Annotated in this window: 16 protein-coding genes; 7 read left to right on the top strand and 9 right to left on the bottom strand. The window is 27.6% G+C overall.

From position 1 onward, the window contains the following. Positions 1–55 precede the first annotated feature (55 nt). The 3 genes from ARA19_RS07500 (at position 56) to gloA (ending at position 2,275) form a co-directional block, all read left to right on the top strand. Positions 56–715, top strand: coding sequence for a hypothetical protein (locus ARA19_RS07500; protein WP_055070361.1), 660 nt, complete (start codon positions 56–58; stop codon positions 713–715). 91 nt (positions 716–806) lie between these two features. Continuing rightward, a complete protein-coding gene (locus ARA19_RS07495) occupies positions 807–1,496 on the top strand; it encodes a DUF4489 domain-containing protein (RefSeq protein WP_055070360.1) in 690 nt (229 codons plus the stop codon). 395 nt (positions 1,497–1,891) lie between these two features. Next, positions 1,892–2,275, top strand: a complete 384-nt coding sequence (gloA, locus tag ARA19_RS07490) for a lactoylglutathione lyase (protein ID WP_055070359.1) — start codon at positions 1,892–1,894, stop codon at positions 2,273–2,275. Positions 2,276–2,348: 73 nt separating this feature from the next. Here gloA and ARA19_RS07485 read toward each other — a convergent pair whose 3' ends face one another. The 4 genes from ARA19_RS07485 to ARA19_RS07470 form a co-directional block, all read right to left on the bottom strand. Then, positions 2,349–3,101 (bottom strand): class B sortase, encoded by a 753-nt coding sequence (locus tag ARA19_RS07485; protein WP_055070358.1) that lies wholly within the window; start codon positions 3,099–3,101, stop codon positions 2,349–2,351. 180 nt (positions 3,102–3,281) lie between these two features. Continuing rightward, positions 3,282–4,208, bottom strand: a complete 927-nt coding sequence (locus tag ARA19_RS07480) for a hypothetical protein (protein ID WP_055070357.1) — start codon at positions 4,206–4,208, stop codon at positions 3,282–3,284. Between the two features lie 49 nt (positions 4,209–4,257). After that, entirely contained in the window at positions 4,258–6,627 is a 2,370-nt protein-coding gene (gene secA / locus ARA19_RS07475; RefSeq protein WP_055070356.1) for a preprotein translocase subunit SecA, read from the bottom strand. 186 nt (positions 6,628–6,813) lie between these two features. Beyond that, positions 6,814–10,608 carry a hypothetical protein gene (locus ARA19_RS07470; protein WP_055070355.1) on the bottom strand — a complete coding sequence of 1,265 codons (3,795 nt, stop codon included), beginning with the start codon at positions 10,606–10,608 and terminating at the stop codon, positions 6,814–6,816. A 519-nt stretch (positions 10,609–11,127) separates the two neighbouring features. Between ARA19_RS07470 and ARA19_RS07465 the strand changes: the two genes are divergently transcribed. Beyond that, positions 11,128–11,577, top strand: coding sequence for a hypothetical protein (locus ARA19_RS07465; protein ID WP_055070354.1), 450 nt, complete (start codon positions 11,128–11,130; stop codon positions 11,575–11,577). Between the two features lies 1 nt (position 11,578). Beyond that, positions 11,579–12,073 (top strand): hypothetical protein, encoded by a 495-nt coding sequence (locus ARA19_RS07460; RefSeq protein ID WP_147574378.1) that lies wholly within the window; start codon positions 11,579–11,581, stop codon positions 12,071–12,073. A 47-nt stretch (positions 12,074–12,120) separates the two neighbouring features. On the opposite strand, the gene ARA19_RS07455 is transcribed toward ARA19_RS07460, so the two are convergent. From ARA19_RS07455 to ARA19_RS07440, 4 genes are all read right to left on the bottom strand, one after another. Continuing rightward, the gene (locus ARA19_RS07455; RefSeq protein WP_055072082.1) at positions 12,121–13,551 is read right to left on the bottom strand and encodes a sensor histidine kinase; all 1,431 of its coding nucleotides are present in this window, start codon (positions 13,549–13,551) and stop codon (positions 12,121–12,123) included. Next, complete coding sequence (locus tag ARA19_RS07450) at positions 13,532–14,212, bottom strand: response regulator transcription factor (RefSeq protein WP_055070352.1); 681 nt, start codon at positions 14,210–14,212, stop codon at positions 13,532–13,534. Before ARA19_RS07450 ends, ARA19_RS07455 begins: the two co-directional genes overlap by 20 nt. A gap of 490 nt (positions 14,213–14,702) precedes the next feature. Continuing rightward, the gene (gene recQ / locus ARA19_RS07445) at positions 14,703–16,496 is read right to left on the bottom strand and encodes a DNA helicase RecQ (RefSeq protein ID WP_055070351.1); all 1,794 of its coding nucleotides are present in this window, start codon (positions 16,494–16,496) and stop codon (positions 14,703–14,705) included. 274 nt (positions 16,497–16,770) lie between these two features. Continuing rightward, positions 16,771–17,346, bottom strand: coding sequence for a hypothetical protein (locus ARA19_RS07440; protein WP_055070350.1), 576 nt, complete (start codon positions 17,344–17,346; stop codon positions 16,771–16,773). Between the two features lie 527 nt (positions 17,347–17,873). Here ARA19_RS07440 and ARA19_RS07435 point away from each other — a divergent pair. Together ARA19_RS07435 and ARA19_RS07430 are read left to right on the top strand one after the other, a co-directional pair. Further along, on the top strand, positions 17,874–19,232 hold the full coding sequence (locus ARA19_RS07435) for a ComEC/Rec2 family competence protein (protein ID WP_055070349.1): 1,359 nt from the start codon (positions 17,874–17,876) through the stop codon (positions 19,230–19,232). A 108-nt stretch (positions 19,233–19,340) separates the two neighbouring features. Next, positions 19,341–19,670 (top strand): hypothetical protein, encoded by a 330-nt coding sequence (locus tag ARA19_RS07430; protein ID WP_055070348.1) that lies wholly within the window; start codon positions 19,341–19,343, stop codon positions 19,668–19,670. Positions 19,671–19,747: 77 nt separating this feature from the next. Here ARA19_RS07430 and ARA19_RS07425 read toward each other — a convergent pair whose 3' ends face one another. After that, entirely contained in the window at positions 19,748–21,193 is a 1,446-nt protein-coding gene (locus ARA19_RS07425; RefSeq protein WP_055070347.1) for a glycoside hydrolase family 1 protein, read from the bottom strand. Positions 21,194–21,228: the final 35 nt, after the last annotated feature.

Genomic DNA, 21,228 nt, shown 5'->3' with positions numbered 1-21,228 from the left:
AATATTATATATTAATAATTATTGTGAGGTGTATTGGCTTTAAGCCTTTTTATTTATGAAAAATATTAATAGAAATAAAGATAACAAAATAATCTATAATAATTATACCACTAAAAAAAACTTAATTTTTGGTCGTTCTGGTCCTTTAATTGCTATTTTTCCAGTTGTTTTATCTGACTTTACCACAACTGTAAAATGTGAATTACCTTTTAAATCTCCCATACTATCTATTAATCATATGAATAACAAGATATCTTTAAAGGCCTTTGAATTACTTCCAAATAATAATGACCTATTAATTTCAGGAGAAATTTCAAAAACAGCACTTGTTATAACTAATAAAGAAAAAATAAAAACAACCTTTATTTTACCTTTTAAATCAATCATTAAAGTAAAATATTCAACTTATCCTCAATATAATTCTAAAGAAAATAGTTTATATGAATTTAATGATTTATATAAAATTCAATGTTATATAAACTCCATAAATATAAAAGACGAGATTATAGATTTGGATTCTGAAAATAATAAAGTACTTTTAACCTCCTTAGTCTTTCATATTACCATTACACAACATCAACAAGTTTTTATCCCTGACACCTATGATGATGTAGATATAGTTGAGGAAAAGGGAAATGGAAGTAGAAACAATCCTAGAATTGTTGATATCGCTGTTGATTCTAATAAAAAATTATTAGGAAAAATATTAAAATAAGAAAATTCATATTTTTTTATTTTGTATCGTTTTTGCACCATTTAACATATTATATATTAAAAATACTTGTAGATAATATGGAGGTACACAAATGAATTGTAAATACCCAGATAATAACTTTGGTCAAGAATCTATGAACTCAAGAAGATGTGATGATGATAGTAGAAGATTTGACGATGATAGTAGAAGATTTTGTTCAGATGATAGTAGAAGGTTTGATCCAGACTGCGTTAATTGTGGTGAGTCTAGAAAATTTTGCAGAACAAATCGTAGACGTTCTTTAAGTCCTGTCCCACATCCAGTATTATTTGATGTTGCTAAAAATGATGGACCTGTTATGATAGATAGATCTTGTTTTAGACCTACAACTCTAGTAACATTAAGAAGATTTGATGTTTGCTGTTTAAAATTTCCTTTTGTAAAGCTTGATTTCAATTCATTATTACACTTTAAACTTAGAGGTTCAGATTATGAGTCTAAAACTTCTAAATTTACTATAACTTTTGATATAGTTAAAGTTTGCAATAATGTTTTCAATAATGATAGTGAAGTTATAGATACTTTTTCTGTTACCCAAGCAGCTAGATTAGACAAAGATGATTTTATTGAACTAGATATTCCAGTAACTCATACAACAATAGATATAAATACAAATAATTCTTTTGATTGCTGTAGAGCTTCTTACAGAGTTGTAGTTTCTAAAATTTCTCATCAAGGAGATGTTTGTGATATTACTTTAAGAAATAGTTCTTTAGCAGCTTTAGCAAAATCTAATTGCTAATATTATTTTATAAATATGAGGATGTATCAAATTACAGATACATCCTCTCTGCATTTTACCTAGCTATATAGGTTCATCATTTGTGACCACTCACTTACGTAAAGAAGCTCTAATATTTTTTCTACGAAACTATTGATCAAAAATAAAGAGCTTCTAGTACTAGTTCAATGGTCACAGCATTTTGTACCTATATAGCTATCTCAGCAGATGAAAAAATACATTTATAAAAGTAATATAAAATAAGGTGCTGATTTAATACAGCTCCTTATTTTCCTCCCTCTTTATGATATAATTATAATAGAAACTTAGCTTTTATAAGTTTTTATTAAATGCTATGCGTATCTTATAAAAAAGAGCATTAGCTTATAAAATAATTAAAACTAGGAGGAAACATAATGAAAGTGCAAATGTTACACACTTGTATTAGAGTTAAAGATCTTGAAGCATCATTAAAATTCTATAAAGAAGCTTTAGGTCTTATAGAAACAAGAAGAAAAGATTTTCCAGAATATAAATTTACATTAGTTTATCTTTCAAATCAAGAAGGTGGCTACGAAATTGAACTTACTTACAACTATGATCAAGAAAAACCTTATGAAATAGGAAATGGATTTAGCCATACAGCAATCGGAGTTGAAGATATTGAAGCACTAAGAGAAAAACATATAGAAATGGGTTATAAAGTAACTCCACTAAAAGGACTTCCAGGAGAACCACCAAGATACTACTTCGTAGTAGATCCAGATGGCTATCAAGTAGAAGTAATAAGAACTTTATAATTATTAAAATATATAAAAAAGGTGATGTCTCAAAGTAAATTTTGAAACATCACCTTTTATTAAGATTTTCTATTTAATTAACTTGTTCTGCAATTACTAATATATGTTTTCCTGAACCATTTGAAAGACATGTATTTAAAAGTAATACATTATTTCCATTATAATTTTCTTTAGGATACATTGATTGAGATAAAAGTCTATTTACCTCTGCTGTTCTTTCTTCTGGTGATAAATTACCTAAAGATAAATCTATGGTTGGTTCACAATAAATTGCTCCTATAGCTTTGAATTTCTCTAATTTCTTATTTAATCCATCATATATGTATATATCATGATTTCCATCAAAGAAATCCTTATTTTCAAAATTAGTTAATTGACTAAACATTATTCCATTTAACATGTTATGTCCATTTATTAATGATACATTATTAAATCCACTATTTGCATGATCTAAAAATATACTTCCGTTCCAATAAGGTTCACCTTTCCAGTTATGTGTTAAGTAATATTGATCCTCTTCCCCATGCATTATAGGATAGTTTATATTTGTACCATCTATGAAAATCCATCCTACTACTTGACTATTAATTGCATGGGCCTTATCATATTCTTCTTCTAAATTTCCCATTTTATAAATAGCTTTTGTCCAGTCTCCGCCTGTTATCATTGTGCTTAATTCACTGATAGCTCCTTGCCCTGTACTAAATGCCATTCCAGAATTCAAATATGTACCATAAGTAAAGTTTAAATATTTATAAATCGAAAATAATACTCCTATTATTATGATTATCAGTAGAACCCCTACTGCCGGTTTTTTCCTTTTCAATTGTAACACCTCAGTTTCTATAAAATAAGATTTAATTCATATAAAAACTTTTTAAAATTTCTAATGATTTTCATCTAATTTATCCATAAGCATAGTAACCACTTCCACTAAAAATAAAATATCAACAATCTTTTCTTATAATAAAAAATTAAATATTTTCAAATTAGTTTTTAGGAAAACTTATAATCCAGTAAAACAGAAAAAAGAAACAATTGCAATTAAAATAATTCCAACTATTATGTAAGTCCACTTACTTAATAATATCTGTATTAATAATGGTACTTTCACATTATTTTTTTGAATTGCAGATGTATTTTGATTTGCAGTTCCTGTATCTACGTTTGTTTTACTTGTATCTGTACTACTTCCAATAGTTAGTGGTAATGCCTTTTGAATAGATGCTACCCCTCTACTTAAACCTATAGTTACAACTTTACTTCCTTTATCATAATTGGCTATATAAAGCTTCAAGTCATTGCTTGGACCTTCTAATACATCATTTAAAGTTAGAGAATTTATATCTCCTTCTGCTTTTACATTAACAGAATTTTTAAATTGAACAGTATTGTAGATAAAAGGTGCTATAGTAATAGCTCCATTAGTTCCTATAGCTTCCACATACTTTACTCCAAAATTTGCTTCTGAAGTATTTACGTTAGGTAATATTATAGTTCCTTGTCCATTAACTATTTTAGGACTAAGAAATCCTTTTAAATCAGTTTGTCCACCAACTTCATATATATTATTAACTGCTGATACGAACAAAACTGGAGCATTCGGATTACTTAAATTCTTACATTGAAACCCATCTTGAACTCTTTCAATAGACATTTCTCCATATTTTGTATTTATAGTTGTAGACTGCATTCTTTCAAGAATTCCCCTTGGACCTACTTGTGGATTATCAAACTGTTCTGGATTTGCAGATGATATATCCGATAAATTGTTATCCTTATATTCAATGCTTTGCCCTTGAGAATTATTAGCCACCAATAATACCCTATTAGTGCTTACAGGCTTATGATTTACTACTTCTGTAGCTCCTCCCTTCAAGGCAAAAGCTGAAAGACCTAAGGACATTAATAAAATTATTCTTTTCTTCCTCACACTAATTCTCCTTTGCTAATTTTGCACTTTTATCTTTTGTTTGAAGATTTTAAGAGCAATAATTTTCACTATATTCCATAACGATTTCTGGTATTATATCCTTAAACACCATTTCTATAAAGTCATATTTTATACCTTTAATTAAATCATTATACATATTTAAACTTTCTTTATTATAAACTTGAACAGGATCTTTTTGCATATAAACTTCACTTCTTACTCTCTGTTTAAGGAGCTCCATATTATTTAAATATCTTACCCAGTTTTCATCTATTATACTTAACATAGTCCTTTTAATGTGCTCTTCAAAATTTATTATATCTAAAAATATTAATTTATTAAAGTACTCTATAAGTTCATCTGTACAAAATACTACTAATTCATCTAAAGTGCTTAATTTATTAAACTTATATTCCTTATACTGCTCTTCAAAGGAATACCTATAATGTAAATCTAACTTTTCTAGTAACTTACCCATAAATATTTTTCTATTAAAACTTGATAATTGATTTAAATTTTTTATTTTATATTCTTCCGCTAGTTCCTTAACTATTTCTGAATTTAATTCTAAAATCATTCTAGTTATGTTAACTCTTATATCTTGACCAAATAATATTAAATCTCTCTCTCTATAAATCATTTTTCTATGATTATTTATAACTTCATTATATTTAACAGTTTCTTTTCTTGTTTCGAAATTTTTACCTCCAACTACCCTTTGAGCCTTCTCTACTTCTTTCCTAATTTGAGCTATTGATGTCTTAACATCTTTTTTACTAAATTTCTTCTTACTATGATTTACTAAAAGGTCATCTTCTATAGAAATGTAAAATTGTGATGACCCATTATTCCCCTGTCTTCCAGCTCTACCAATTAACTGATTATCTATTCTTTTACTTTCAGCTCTTTCTGTTCCTATAACCCTTAACCCACCTAAATTATTTATAGCATCTGTTATTTTTATATCTGTTCCTCTTCCAGCCATATTAGTTGCTATGGTAATAGCTCCATATTCACCTGCTCTTGCTACTATTTCAGCTTCCTCAGCCTTGTTTTTAGCATTTAAAAGATTATGTTTTATTCCTCTTTTATTAAGCATTCTAGATAATATCTCTGAATTTTCTATAGAAGATGTTCCTACTAAAACAGGTCTTCCAACTTCATTAGTTGATATTATATCTCTTATTACAGCATTAAATTTTGCTTTTTTAGTTGGGTAAACCAAGTCCTTATAATCTATTCTTTTTATCTCTTTATTAGTTGGTATAACAACTACATCAAGATCATATATCTCTTTAAATTCCCATTCTTCAGTTTTTACAGTACCACTCATTCCTGATACTTTATTATATAATTTAAATAAATTTTGATAAGTTATAGTAGCTAAAGTTCTTGCTTCTTCATTTATCTCAACATTTTCCTTCGCTTCTAAACATTGATGTAACCCATCTGAGAATCTTCTTCCTTCTGATATTCTTCCAGTTCCCTCATCAATAATAACAACTTCTCCATCTCTTATTATGTAATCTTTATCTCTTTTCATAAGAAAATTTGCTCTTAAAGACTGTGCTATTATATGGTTAACCTCACTAAGTCTTACATCAGCTATGTTTTTTACATTTAGCATCTTTTCTACTTTTTCTATTCCATCTTCATTTAATAAAATAGTATTATCTTCTCTATCTATTTCATAATCAGATTTCTGAAGAGTACTTATTATTGAATTTATATATTTATAAATATCTGTTGACTCTTCTCCCACAGTACTTATAATAAGTGGGGTTCTTGCTTCATCTATTAAAATTGAGTCAATTTCGTCAATAATAACATAATTTAAAGCTCTCATAACCTTATCTTTAACTTCATAAACTATATTATCTCTTAAATAATCAAAGCCAATTTCAGTATTTGTACTATAAGTAATATCTTTTCTATATTCAACCCTTCTATTTTCTGTGCTTTCAATAACTAGCCCTACTGATAAATTTAAAAAATTAAATAACGGTTCCATTTCTTCCTTATCCCTCTCAGAAAGATAGTCATTTACAGTTATTACATGAACCCCTTTTCCTCTTAAAGCATTTAAATATGCAGGACAAAGTTCAGTAAGAGTTTTTCCCTCTCCAGTTTTCATTTCCGCAACTCTACCTTGGTGAATAACTATTCCTCCCATAAGTTGTACTTTATATTGCTTTTTTCCTAAAATTCTATAAGAAGCCTCTCTACAAACAGCAAAAGCCTCTACTAATAAATCATCTAATGTTTCTCCATTAGATAATCTTTTTTTAAATATATTTGTCATACCTGATAATTCCTTATCAGATAACATAGATATTTTTTTATCTAATGCAATAATGCTATCTGCTTTCTTTTCTAATTTTTTAATTTCTCTTTCATCATAATTATTAAACCCTAACATATGACTTCACCTTTAGACTCCTTTACTAATACTAGAATATGCAATGAACGTAGTACTCCTTAAATATCTTCTAATCAAAAATATTTTACATATAAAATATCTTTGATTAAAATACAAATTTAAATATGGGTTTCTTTGAAAAGTTGAAACCCATAAAACACTCTTAAATAATATTAACTATTTTAATTATTTTCTTTTTAATATTGTAAATAAGCTTCCCATTACACCTGCTAATCCAAGTAATCCTAAAGCTGATTCTGCTTTATTTGGAGCATTTAATCCTGTATGAGGTAATGATGCTGAGCTTGTATTTGTTTCTGAAACTTTTGGCAACATGTTATTAGCTTTTGCTGATGAAGCTGGAGCTGAATATACTTTATGGTTAACTACAGTTTGACCATTTGCATTTGAACTTACTGTTACATCATGTTTAGTTGAGTTAGAAACATTTACTTTTACAGTTTTATTGCTTGTCTCATTGCCATTAGCTGTTGCTGATGAACTTGAGTTTGCTGTTGCTGATCCTGTTCCATTAGCTTTTGCTGATGAACTTGAGTTTGCTGTTGCTGATCCTGTTCCATTAGCTTTTGCTGATGAACTTGAATTAGCTGATGCTGATCCTGTTCCATCTGCTTTTGCTGATGAACTTGAATTAGCTGATGCTGATCCTGTTCCATTAGCTTTTGCTGATGAACTTGAATTAGCTGATGCTGATCCTGTTCCATCTGCTTTTGCTGATGAACTTGAGCTAGCTGATGCTGATCCTGTTCCATTAGCTTTTGCTGATGAACTTGAATTAGCTGATGCTGATCCTGTTCCATCTACTTTTGATGATGAACTTGATTCAGTTTTTGAGCTTGTTTTATCAGTTTTTGCTGATGAACTTGAGTTTGCTGTTGCTGAACCTTTTCCATCTACTTTTGTTGATGAACTTGAATTAGATGTTGCTGAATCAGCTTTATTACCTGTTGCTGATGAACTAGCTGTTCCTGTTGCTGATCCTGTTCCATCTACTTTTGTTGATGTATTTGAGCTAGAATCTATTGTTCCTGTTGCTGTGCTCTTAGCTGATGAACTACTTGTTCCTGTTGCACTACCAGTTCCTTTAGTTTCTGCTGAAGTTTTTGAATTTGTTTCTGAAGTTGTTTTATCAGTTTTAGCTGATGAACTAGCTGTTCCTGTTGCAGTTGAATCACCTTTAGTTTCTACTGAAGTTTTTGAATCAGCTTTTGTGCTTGTTCCAGTAACTTGTGCTGATGAACTGCTTGTTCCTTTTGCACTACCAGTTCCTTTAGTTTCTGCTGAAGTTTTTGATTGTGCTGTAGCTGAACCATCTTTTGCTGATGCACTTCCATTAGCATTTGCAGTTCCATTTCCTGTAACTTTAGTTGATGAAGTTGAAGTAGTTTCTACTTTTCCTCCACTAACTTGTGATGATGAACTTGAAGAACTTGATGATGAACTTGAAGTTGATGAAGTTGTTCCTTCAGTCTTATTTGTATCGTTCTTAACATCTGTTTTCTTTGTATCATTCTTAACGTCTGTTTTCTTTGTATCGTTCTTAACGTCTGTTTTCTTTGTATCGTTCTTAACGTCTGTTTTCTTTGTATCATTCTTAACATCTGTTTTCTTTGTATCGTTCTTAACGTCTGTTTTCTTTGTATCATTCTTAACGTCTGTTTTCTTTGTATCATTCTTAACGTCTGTTTTCTTTGTATCATTCTTAACGTCTGTTTTCTTTGTATCGTTCTTAACGTCTGTTTTCTTTGTAGTTGTTCCTTCTAAAACATTTTTTAATGCAGAAGTTGAAACATTATTTAATCCTAAAGTTTTTTCTACATTCTTAACTGAAGAATCTATTTTAGTTTCTGCTTTATTAGCTGCAGCTTGATCTTTTTTAGCATCATTTTCAACTGTTTTTATTTCTTTATTTAATTTTGCTATTTCTTTATTATTTTGAGCTATTTCTTTAGCGGCTTTTTTGCCTTGAGTACTGTTAGCTCCATAATAATTTTCAGTAAGCTTTGCTTCTGCATTGTCATAATTTAATTTAGCTACTCTACCTTTTAAAGTATTTGCCCAGTCTGTATCATGTTTTGCATTTGTTGACTCTGTTTGAGCTACTTTATTTTGAGCAGTTATTTCTTTTTGTGCTTTAGCTACTGAATCTAATTTTGATTGAGCTGCCTTAGCTACTGCTTCATGAGATTTAGCTTGTGATTCATATTTATTAGCTGCTGCTGTATCTTTAGCTGCATCATTTTTAACTGTTTTTATTTCTTTATTTAATTTATTTATTTGTGATTGTAAGCTATGTGCCCATTCAGTATCCGCTTTAGCACCTTTTGCATCATGATGTTTCGCATCTCTTGCTGCATCTTTCTTAGCTTCAGCTTCTTTTTTGTTTAAAGCATTAACTTTCTTTTGAAGTGAATTAGCCCAATCTGTATCATGTTTTGCATTTGTTTTATCTGTATTTGCTAAACCTTTTAACTCATTAGCTTTTTTTGCATTTTCATTAGCTTGTTTTTCTAATGTATTTTTCTTAGCATTAAGTGCATTTTGAGCTTCTAAATTATTATTATTTTCTTGCATTGTTTTTTGATCATTAGCTATTTCTTTTTGTAATGCTGCATTTGCTTTTGCTGTATTAGCATTATCTGCTTTGATTTCATTTTCAGCATTAGCTATATCTTTAGCTGCTTTTTTATTTGGAGTTATTTCATCATATTCTTTTTGAAGTTCTTTATTTAACTTTGAAATATTTTGATCATATTTTTGAACTGAACTATTGTCGTTTTGTTCATATTTTAATGTTTTAGCAGCTTTTGTTTGTAAAGCATCAATTTGTTTTTGTAATTCTTTTACTTTTTGTTGTGCTACAGCTGCTTTAGCCTTATTTCCTATTTGACTTTCATAATTATAAGTAAGCTTATGTTGTGCTTGTTGATATTTTAGGTTATTTATATTGCTCACTAAGTGATTTTCCCATTGTGAATCTGCTTTAGCATTAGCAGCTTCTTTTTTGGCATTAGCTTGATCTTTCTTTAATTGAGCTTGTTGTTGTTCAATGTTATTTAAAAGATTTTCTGATTTTTTATTATTAGCTGTTACTTCTGAAGCTTTTTTAGCATCATTTTTAGCTGCTGCTGTATCTTTAGCTGCATCTTTTTTAATGTTAGCTATTTTATTATTTAATTCTTGAGCTTGTTTCTTTAATGAATTACCATATTCAGTATCTGATTTAGCTCCTTTTGCGTTATGATGTTGTGCATCTCTTTTAGCATCATTTTCTATTTTCTTAATTTTATTATTTAACTTTTGTGATTGTCCTTCTAATGTTTTACCCCAATCACTATCTTTTTTAGCATTTGTTGCTTCTGTTTTAGCTTGTCCCTCTAAAGCTTTTGCTTGATTTTCATTTGAAGTAACTTGTGATTTTAATGAATTAACCTTATCTTGATTAATTTGATTTTGTAATTCATTCACTTTTTTAGTATTATTAGATGTATTCTCTTTTATTTGATTTTGATCATTTTTAATTTGTTTTTGTAATGGAGCATTTTCAGGATTATTTACAACTTTTTTAGAAGTCTTTTTCACATCTGTTTTTCCTGTTGTCTTAGTTTTTATTTTATTATCCTTTTTATTGCTTGCTTTTGGAGCTTGAGTATTGCTTCCTTGTCCTACTTTTGGTGCTTGAGCATTACTTCCTTGTCCTGCTTTTGGTGCTTGAGCATTACTTCCTTGTCCTGCTTTTGGTGTTTGAGTATTACTTCTTTGTCCTGCTTTTGGTGCTTGAGTATTACTTCCTTGTCCTGCTTTTGGTGCTTGAGTATTACTTCCTTGAGCTCCAGATGTATTGTTTTGTTGTTGTGTATTTTCTCTTACATCGCCTGCTTTTGCTTGCTTATCTTTATTATTTTGATTTGCAGCCATTCTAATTTGAGCTGGTTGTTGTATACTTGAATTTTGTATCATTTGTTACACTTCCTTTATATCCTAATTATTAATCGTGTAGGTAAAATATATAACAATTTAGATATTAAGTAAAGATAAGTAAATTTTCTTTTTTTTTTTAATTATATAACTTTATAAAATTAAATTAAACAATTCTTATTTTTTACTATTTTTTTATTTGTTATTGATATTTATTTCTAAATATTAATATTCAATTAACTAAATATTAATATTTTGTGAACTACTCATTAACAATTTATTAATAAGTTGTTTTCATTTTATTCATTATTAGAAGCTCAACAAAGTTTTTATATTCATATTAAAGATTACTTCTATAAAAATTGCTATTTCCATCATTTTTTAAATAACCAATCTATTTTTTAAATTTAATTAGAGCAAAACTTTCTGTAAATTAAATCTTGGTTTATATTCTTTTTATCACTTGTTAACAATTTAATAATATATTATAATTTACAAATGTATAATTATAGCTAAATTGCTTAAATATTAAGGAATATATTAAGAAAAGGAGATTTAAAATTGAAAAAAAATAATATAAGCAAAATTATAATTGCAATTATTCTTATAATTCTTGTTGCAATTGGAATAATCGCAGCTAACAAATTTACTACGACAAAGAAAACTATAGGCGATAAAACAGTAACTATTACTATAGAAGATCAAGTAAATCATAAAACAATTATGGATAAGGAAACTTTCCAAACTAATGCCACTACATTAAAAGAATTTTTAAATGAAAATAAAGATGAGTTAAAAGTAGAAACTACTAATGAAGCTCCATATGGAACACTTCTACTTGGACTTGAGGGACTTAAAACCACTAATATGGATAAAGGACCTTGGTGGATATATTCATTTTCTTCCCCATCTGAGAAACTAGACTACAAAGTTGGCTTAGCTCCTGCTATTGATAAAATAAATCTTGGAAAACAAAATTATATGACTTTTGTTTTCACAAATACTTATTAATATGAGTGCTAAAGAACTAACTAGAGTAGCTGTTCTTGCAGCTATTCTATACTGTATTTATTTTTTAGGTTCATTTTTTATGTATGTAGAGTTAGTTGGGTTTATAATTCTTCTTTATGGAGTTTCTTTAAATAAAAGAACATCATACCTTGCGGCTTTAGTTTTTGCCTTCTTAGTTATGCTAACAAGGGGAATTGCTCCATGGAGCTTAATGTATCTAGTAGTTTTTCCACAATATACTCTTATATATTACTTCTTATCTAAACTAACTAAATCTGAATACATTTATGCAATAGCAGGATTTATACTATCCTTTATGACAGGAACTATAATAGAAATACCTTATATATTAATGACAGGAATGGCTGGTCAATCTTTAATAACATATTTAATACTTGGTTTTCAAGTTTCTCTAGGAAATGCTGCTTGCACTTTCTTAGCAACACTTTTCCTATTAAAGCCTCTAAGGTCATTACTTCAAAAGGTTAATAAATAAAAAACAGTGAGATGTACTAATTTTTTAATCATCTCACTGCTTTTACTTTATAGTTCAATTTCTATTTCAAATACTATTTTATTCTCTTCTGTTAGCATTTTATATTCCATGTTAGGATGTTTATCCAATATACTTTTTACAATATATAATCCTAAACCACTACCACCAGTTTTTCTATTTCTTGATTTCTCTAATCTATAAAAAGGATCAAATATTTTTTTAATTTCCTCTTCATTAATATTATCCCCTATATTTTCTACAACCAAAGTAGCTTTATCTTTCTTATTTAAAGCAACTATTATATCTGTATCATCTTTAGAATATTTAATAGCATTATTTATTATATTATCTAACACTCTTTTTATTAATTTTACATCTCCATATATATTAATGTTGCTTTCTATATTCTTTTTTAAATTCACTCCTCTATTCCCTAAATGAAATTTTTGATTTTCTATAGTTTTATCTAATAATATGGATAAATCAAACTTTTCCATTTCTACTTTAAAAGCATCACTTTCATATTTATTTAAAGTTAAAATTTCTTCAACTAACCCTCTCATTTCTCCTATAACATCATAGCTTTTTCTTAAATACTTATCTCTATCCTTAAAAGAACCTATATTATATATCATTCCTTCTAATTGGCCACTTACTATAGTTATAGGTGATTTTAATTCATGAGATATGGTTGCTATAAAATCTCTACGTTTCTTTTCTTCTATTCTTTCCTTTTCTATATCACTTAAAAGTTTCTTATTACTCTCTTCTAAATTTCTTATACTTTCTTCTAAACTGTCACTCATATCATTTAAACTTCTAGATAGTTCTCCAAGCTCATCTTCTCCAACTATATCTATTTTTTGTGAAAAATCTAGCTTTGCCATTGCCTTTGCAATTTCATTTATTTTTAAAAGAGGTCTTCCTATTAATCTAGAATATATGTAGAAACTTCCCATGGCCATAATTATAGTTATAATTACAACGATTGGTAAGAATAAAATAAGAACCTCTCCACTTTCCTTAACAGGCATCATAGGAATTCTTACTTCTATATTTAACTTCTCATTTAATGGTTGTGAGTAAGTTTTCATCTCAACAACTTTACCACTTAATCCAAATCTTTCTTGAACTATATTCCCATCATCTAAAAGTAATTTACTATTACCTAATTCATTAAAAAATCCATCTGTAACCATTAATATATTTCCGTTACTATTCTTAACTAATATACCTATATTATTACAAAAAGCTAATATACTTAATTCATTATTTAATGCTACCAAATTATTATTAGCTGGATTACTTACTGCATTTTCAATTGCGTCCTCACTTTTAGTTAATTTATAAAATGAGTATACCTTTGGAAAAGCTGCATATAAACAACTATATATTAATATAGTACTTATGATTATAATTGCAGATGATCCTATAAATATCTTCTTAGTTATCCCCATCTTATTCCATCGGTTTTTCAAGTACATAGCCCACTCCTTTTATAGTTTTTATGTAATTAGGGTCAATTTTTTTTCTAATATTCTTTATATGAGCATCAACCACTCTCATCTCTCCAAAATAATCATAACCCCATACTTTATCCATTAACATTTCTCTTGTTATTACTCTTGGGTAAAATTCAATAAGATTCTTTAATATATTGAATTCCTTTAAAGTTAATTCCACTTCTTCCCCATCAAAAATTGCTTTATAAGTTTCCTCATTTAATTTTAGCTTTTCAAAAACTAATTCTTTCTTACTGTCATCTTTTTCTTCAACACTTTCAGCTCTTCTAAGAACAGCTTCTACTCTTCTTATTAAAATATTAAATGAAAATGGCTTGGTTATAAAATCATCACACTCTAATTCAAAGCCTTTTATTTCATCCTGTTCTTCCCCTAAAGCTGTTAAAAATATTATAGGTGTTCTACTTATCTTTCTTACCATCTTACAAAGAGAATAACCATCCATATTAGGCATCATTACATCCATTATTATTAAATCGTAGTTTTCTTTCTTCACTTTATTGTATCCTTGAACACCATCATTTGCTGTATGTACCTCATAATCTTGCGCCTTTAAAAATTCACTTATAAGTTCTTGTATTTGTATATCATCTTCTACTACTAATATTTTTTTCATTAGTATATCCTCCAATTTTATCCTTTAGTTTCTATCTAAATTTTTAGTCTCTCTAAGAATTTATTATAAACTAAGTTAAAAGACCTATCCATAATTTACTCACCCATCTAAATTAAAAAACACTATGAAGGATATCTCCCTTATCATAGTGTCTTGTAAATTAAAGTTCAAAATCTTTGAACTTCTAACAAAAATTTATTTATTTGAATATTTTATTTGCTAAAAAAATTTTAACTAAAAACTCAGATTGAAAATTTAACTTAACTACGCCTAATTAAAAATTACTAACTCAACACAATCAAATTCACAACTAAAATTAACAACTAAACAATGGAGAATAATTAGATTTACTGTTAAATTTAAATTTTCAATCTATATATAATTTTTAGTTTTGTGCTTATTAACATTCCTTTGAGGAACCTTACAAAACTTATATTAATCTACTTAAATATAATTAAAATGAATCCATTGTGAAATTTAAATGAATATATTAATTGGCTCCCGTTTCTATTGCTTTTTTATATTTATCATAATCTCTAATTACTGTTAAAATAAAAGGCCCATACTTATTAAGCTTATTTTCCCCAAGCCCTTTTATTTTTGACAATTCTTCCTTTGTCCTTGGATAATTATTTACTATTTCTATTAAAAGATTGTCTGTAAATATTATGTAAGGCTTTACCCCCTCTCTTCTAGATAAATCCTTCCTTAAAATTCTAAACCTCTTAAATAACTCTTGATCTAAACAAAGATCTGTACTTTTTTCTTCTAACTTTATAAATACTTTTTCTCTTCCCTTTAAAACTTCTAAGGACTTTTTATTTAGTTTCATCATAGAATAGGTTTTTTCCTTTCTAGACAAATACCCTTGTTCTATAAGTTCTGAAATTATATCTCTTATTAATGTTCCAGAATACTCCTTCATTATGGCAAAAGTAGATAATTCATAATATTTTCTTTCTTCTATTTTAGGCCCTCTTATTCCTCTAAGTATATCTACTAAAACACTCTCTCCAACTTCTTCCTTAGTTCTATAAATACAGGATAAAATCTTTTGTGCTTCAATAGTCATATCTCTTACCTCTTCATTTTTAAAGCAATTACTACAACTATTACAATAATCCTTAGTATTTTTTTCTCCAAAATAATTCATAATAAAGTATTTAAAGCAACCTTCATAATCACAAAATTCTATAAAATTTTGTAGCTTCTTTAATTCTACTTCTCTCCTATTAAATTCAATAGAAGTATTTATAAGATATTCAACCGAAGCTATATCTTCTCTATTATATAAAAGATGGCAATATGCTTTTTCTCCATCTCTTCCTGCCCTTCCCACTTCCTGATAATAGCTTTCTATATTTTTTGCCATAGTAAAGTGTATAATAAAAGATATGTTAGATTTATCTATTCCCATACCAAAAGCATTAGTAGCTACTATTACCTCTATATTATCATTTAAAAATTCCTCTTGATTAAAATTTCTTTCCTCTATGGACATTTTCCCATGATATTTTCCTACATTGTAACCTCTATCCTTTAGATATCCATATAATCCATCAACTTCTTTAGTTGTTAAACAATAGATTATACCAAAGCCACTATTATTTTCTTTTATAAAGTCTGTTACAAACTCTAATTTATCCTCTTCTTTATGAATATATATTTGAAGATTTTCTCTATTTGGATTTCCTTTATATATGAAAGGTTTTTTTAAATTCAAAAGTTTTATAGAATCTTCTAAAACTTGATTTGTTGCCGTAGCAGTAAATGCTGTTATTATAGGTCTTCTTGGTAAAGTTTCTATAAATCTTCCTATATTTAAATAGCTTTTTCTAAAGTCATGTCCCCAAATTGAAACGCAATGCGCCTCATCTATAGCTATCTGGCTTATGTCTATTTTTCCTACTTTTTTTATAAAACTTTCGCTGTCCAGTCTCTCTGGGGCTATGTACAATATTTTTATTTCCCCAAAATAAGCTCTTTTTAATATTCCATCTATTTCTTCTAATGAGAGTCCTCCATGTATATATTCTGAACTAATACCTATAGTTTTTAAATCATCTACTTGATTTTTCATTAAAGATACTAGAGGACTTATAACTATAGTTAGTCCCTCAAAAAGTAGAGCTGGAATTTGATAACAAATTGATTTTCCACCACCTGTTGGTAATACACAAAAACAATCTTTCCCACTTATTATTTTAGAAATAACCTCATATTGCCCTTCTTTAAAAGAATTATATCCATAAAACTTATTAAGTAAAATAGTTTCTCTATTCAAACTCCCACCTCCACATACTTTATAATATATTATTGTAACATAATTCTAATATAATTTTTTATTCTAAAAATATAAACCTAGACTTAATTCGTGTGGAGTCTTAACTCCATCTAAATGTTTAATCGCAGTTATCTAGAATCGTGAGATTGTTTATCTCCTACTTATAAAAGATAGGAATATTACAACCTCTAGCTATCAGATAAAAAATTAAGGCTATATCAAAACCTATGAATAATTCTATCCATATTGATCTTTGATATAACCTTAATTCTAATTATAAAAATAATTTTCTAAGAGGTTTATGTACAATAGTCATATTATCTCCATTAAATAGAAAACCTACTGGTAATGCCATTATAATAAAGTGATTAATACAAACTATTGTAAATAAAACAACTCCCGCTGTATATAATATTAAAAATAAACTTTCTATTACTATAGTTATTTTATTCTTTTTTATAAAAACTTTATCTAAATAAATTTTATTCTCTCTAAATACATTTAAAATAATCACATTCTCTGAAAAAATACGATTATCATATAAAAAATCTTTAACTCCACCAAATAATAATATTAACTTTAAGTACCACTTTATTGTTATTACTTTCTTCCCTACTAAATTCTTTTCAGTTCTACATCTCGCTGTAAATGTTCTAAATGAAATATCCTTACTAATATGTACTGCCACAAGAGCCGCTACTGCTGCTAACAATATAAATAATATTGATTTATCAATACCTTCTAAATACTGAAAGCCAACTAAATTCATAATTCCGACAATAAATATTATTGTTGATGAACATTTAGATATTGCCAAAATATACTTTAGTGAATTAAAATTTTTAATCATATGTTTACTCCCTTTATTTATCCATCAATTTAAATAAATTAGCACTTTTATTAAAATAACTAACACTTATATTTATTTAAATTAAAGAACTCCCTATCCGATTAGAAATCAACCAAAAAAAATCACTCTAATTCTCAATATTTCATATCCTTTTTTTTACTACAATAATTTTATATTTTCTTAATAAAATTTACAAAGAAAAATAAATACTCTATTATCAAGATTATTATTCATATATTTAAATATTATTTCTAAAATAAATTCAAATAATTATAAATTTATAATTATAAACTTATTTGATTAATGGTTTTATAAAAATATTACATAAAATGAAACTTAATTCAAAGACAACTTTTTTTAACTAAATTTTACACCTTTAAATTTTAATTTAATTCAACTAGCTATAAAAATATAATGACTTAATAATAAATACATTATTTTTACAATTATTTGATTTGTTATTACTTTAACAATAGTGTATATTTACCTATGTTATAGAAAAATCATTATTTAAGGGGGAACTTCAATTGTTTATTACGTTACTAATTTTTTGCATTTTTTTATGTTTTTTAATATTAAAATTTAATATATTAAACTTAAAAAAATTTTCAAAACCAACATTAACTTTTTTAACTTTAACATTAACAATTACTTTACTAGTTGGTTGTGGTACTGTTAATGAATCAAAAATTAAATTAAATGAAAATATAAATAATAATATTGCTCACAATTCTATATCTGATAATAATAAAGATGACAATGCTACCACTCAAAGAACTTCAAAGAGTTCTATTCATTTTATAGACACAGGAAACAGTGATGCTATTTTAATTACTGGTGAGAAAAATGTCTTAATTGATGGAGGAGACAATGATGATGAAGACTCTTTAGTTTCTTATTTAAATAAGCAAGGAGTTAAAACTTTAGATTATATAATTGCTACCCATCCAGATGCTGACCATATAGGTGCTCTTGATGCTGTAATAAAAAATATAGATGTAAAAAATCTTTTAGTTGCCAATGGAAGCAAAGACACTAAAACTTACAGAGATTTTATAACTGCTGCTGCTAATAAAAAATTACCACCTAGTGTTCCTATTGATGGGAAAAAATTTGAACTTGGAAATAATTCTTATATGATGCTATTTAACAGTAATGGTGGCTCTGATGCTAATGAGCAATCCTTAGTTACTCTTTATGTAAATGGAAATGATAAAGCTCTATTTATGGGTGATGCTGGAGAAGAAACTGAACATGAAATACTAAATAACCTTGAAGATGTTGATTTAATAAAAATTGGCCACCATGGTTCAAGAACAAGTACTAGTGCAGAATTATTAAATAAAGTTAACCCAGAATTTGCAGTTATAACTGTTGGTGAAGGGAATTCCTATGGTCATCCACATATAGAAACTATGGATAAATTAAAATCTAAAAACTTAAAACTACATAGAACAGATCAATGTGGTACTATAGTCTTCACTTCAACTGGTAATGGATTAAAAACTAACTGTAAAGAAGGAAATTATGAATCAGGTAAAAAGAAAAACATCGAAGACACAAAAAAAGAAGAAAATTCAATAACTTCAAAGCAAAATAATACTACAAATAATTCTAATAATAATACTATAAATAGCTCTAACAACAAAGAGGTTCAATTTTCTTCTAATAACTCTAATGGTAATAAACAGGTTCAATCTTCCTCTAATAAAAATAATGAAAGTCAAAGTGCCAATAACACAAATTCTAAAACAGTATATCTTTCTGCTACAGGTAGTAAATATCACTCAAAAAACAATTGTGGCAAGATGAACCCAAATACTGCTAGAGCTGTATCATTAGAGTCCGTTATAGGAAAATACGACCCTTGTTCTAAATGTTATTAGTGATACCAGTATTATAATCACTTGGACATTTTTACTATATGTTGATATACTTATACTTGTAATATTATGTACAAATTAAACAAAAGACAAATAAGGATGGTGAATTTTATGCTTTTATCACATGGTATAAAATATATTTCCGAAAATGAGTTATTTTTAGGAATGTTTTTCTTCAGCCTATTTTGGGCATGCCTAGTTAATATAGCAGGAACAAAACTTTTAACATCAATGGGCAAAACTGAAACAAAGGGTAGCTTTGTTATAACAATAGGTTTATCAATCTGCTTCTCTTTATTCTCAGTATTCACAACATACGGAATTTTAGGAAGCTATAATTCTTGGGATTATTTATTCCCTTCAATAGTGACTATAATAGCACCTATCATATTTGAAACTTATTTTGTAGTATTAGGAGCTGTAAGAAAAAATATAGTATAAAAACAAAAAGAAACTATCTTATAATACTTTAATTTAGTGTTATAAGATGTTTCTTTTTTATTTAAATTATTTTTTAATTAATTATTATTAACTAAATTTTCACCATTGGATTCTATAACTTGCTTATACCAATAAAAACTCTTCTTTTTACTTCTAGATAAGTCTCCACTGCCATCATCATACTTATCTACATATATAAATCCGTACCTTTTAGCCATTTCACCTGTAGATGCACTTACTAAATCTATACATCCCCATGGAGTATATCCTATTAAGTCTACTCCATCTTCTAAAGCTTCTTTCATTTGTTCTATGTGAGCTTTCAAATATTCTATACGATAATCATCATTTACACTTCCATCAGCTTCCTTTTTATCGTAAGCTCCTAAACCATTTTCAACTATCATCATAGGTATTCTATATCTATCATATATTTCATTTAAAGTATATCTAAGTCCCTTAGGATCTATTTGCCATCCCCAGTCACTAGCTTTTAAATATGGATTTTTTGCTCCACCTAGTATATTACCACCTGTGCTAGCCTTTTCTGGATCACTACTTACACATATAGACATATAGTAACTAAATGTATAGAAATCTACACAACCATCCTTTAAAATTTCTAAATCTCCATCTTCCCATTTTATTTCAATGTTATTTTCCTTGAAGTATCTATTCATATATGTTGGATATTCTCCACGTACTTGAACATCTCCACAAAAATAATTCATTATTCTACTATCTCTTTGAGTTGCAACTATATCATCTGGATTACAAGTATATGGATACATTGTTGCAAATATTTGCATACATCCTACTTTGTAGTTTTTATCTATTTCATGAGCTAATTTAACAGCTTTTGCACTTGCAACAAATTGATGATGCAATCCTTGGAATCTTAATTGAGGTATATCTACTTGATTCATAAAATCTGTAGTACCTTCATTTAATATGCCTTGAGATAAATATCCACCCATAGGCATAGTAGCTGAGTTTATCTCATTAAATGTTAACCAATACTTTACTTTCCCTTTATATCTATTAAATATAGCTTCACAGTAATTCATATATAAATCTATTACTTCTCTTGAAGCCCATCCATTATATTTTTCTGTTATAGCAAATGGTACTTCATAATGAGATATTGTTATTAATGGTTCTATATTATATTTTAAACATTCATCTATTACATTTTCATAAAACTTAAGCCCAGCCTCATTTGGAGTTTCTTCCATTCCAGTTGGGAATATTCTAGTCCATGCTATAGAAAATCTAAATACTTTAAAGCCCATTTCTGCAAATAAAGCTATATCTTCTTTATATCTATGATAAAAATCTATTGCCTCATGACTTGGATAAAATGTTCCTTCTTCTATAGTTCTTGTTATTCTCTTACTTACTTTATGAGAACCTCCTGTACACATATCTGAACAAGATGGTCCTTTTCCATCTACATTCCATGCTCCTTCAAATTGGTTAGCAGCAGTTGCTCCACCCCATAAAAAATCTTTTCTAAATCCCATAACTCTACCTCCATAAATTTTTATTTAATAGTTTT

This window comes from Clostridium massiliamazoniense (assembly GCF_001403635.1).
Taxonomy (GTDB): Bacteria; Bacillota; Clostridia; order Clostridiales; family Clostridiaceae; genus Sarcina; species Sarcina massiliamazoniense.
Note: the sequence above shows the minus strand (reverse complement) of the source record. Positions and strands in the feature narration are given on the sequence as shown.

What these genes read in the sequence shown, in the direction of transcription:
- ARA19_RS07500 (WP_055070361.1), top strand. Translation starts at nt 56, where the DNA reads ATGAAAAATATTAATAGAAATAAAGATAACAAAATAATCTATAATAAT.
- ARA19_RS07495 (WP_055070360.1), top strand. Translation starts at nt 807, where the DNA reads ATGAATTGTAAATACCCAGATAATAACTTTGGTCAAGAATCTATGAAC.
- gloA (WP_055070359.1), top strand. Translation starts at nt 1,892, where the DNA reads ATGAAAGTGCAAATGTTACACACTTGTATTAGAGTTAAAGATCTTGAA.
- secA (WP_055070356.1), bottom strand. Translation starts at nt 6,627, where the DNA reads ATGTTAGGGTTTAATAATTATGATGAAAGAGAAATTAAAAAATTAGAA.
- ARA19_RS07470 (WP_055070355.1), bottom strand. Translation starts at nt 10,608, where the DNA reads ATGATACAAAATTCAAGTATACAACAACCAGCTCAAATTAGAATGGCT.
- ARA19_RS07460 (WP_147574378.1), top strand. Translation starts at nt 11,579, where the DNA reads ATGAGTGCTAAAGAACTAACTAGAGTAGCTGTTCTTGCAGCTATTCTA.
- ARA19_RS07450 (WP_055070352.1), bottom strand. Translation starts at nt 14,212, where the DNA reads ATGAAAAAAATATTAGTAGTAGAAGATGATATACAAATACAAGAACTT.
- ARA19_RS07440 (WP_055070350.1), bottom strand. Translation starts at nt 17,346, where the DNA reads ATGATTAAAAATTTTAATTCACTAAAGTATATTTTGGCAATATCTAAA.
- ARA19_RS07430 (WP_055070348.1), top strand. Translation starts at nt 19,341, where the DNA reads ATGCTTTTATCACATGGTATAAAATATATTTCCGAAAATGAGTTATTT.
- ARA19_RS07425 (WP_055070347.1), bottom strand. Translation starts at nt 21,193, where the DNA reads ATGGGATTTAGAAAAGATTTTTTATGGGGTGGAGCAACTGCTGCTAAC.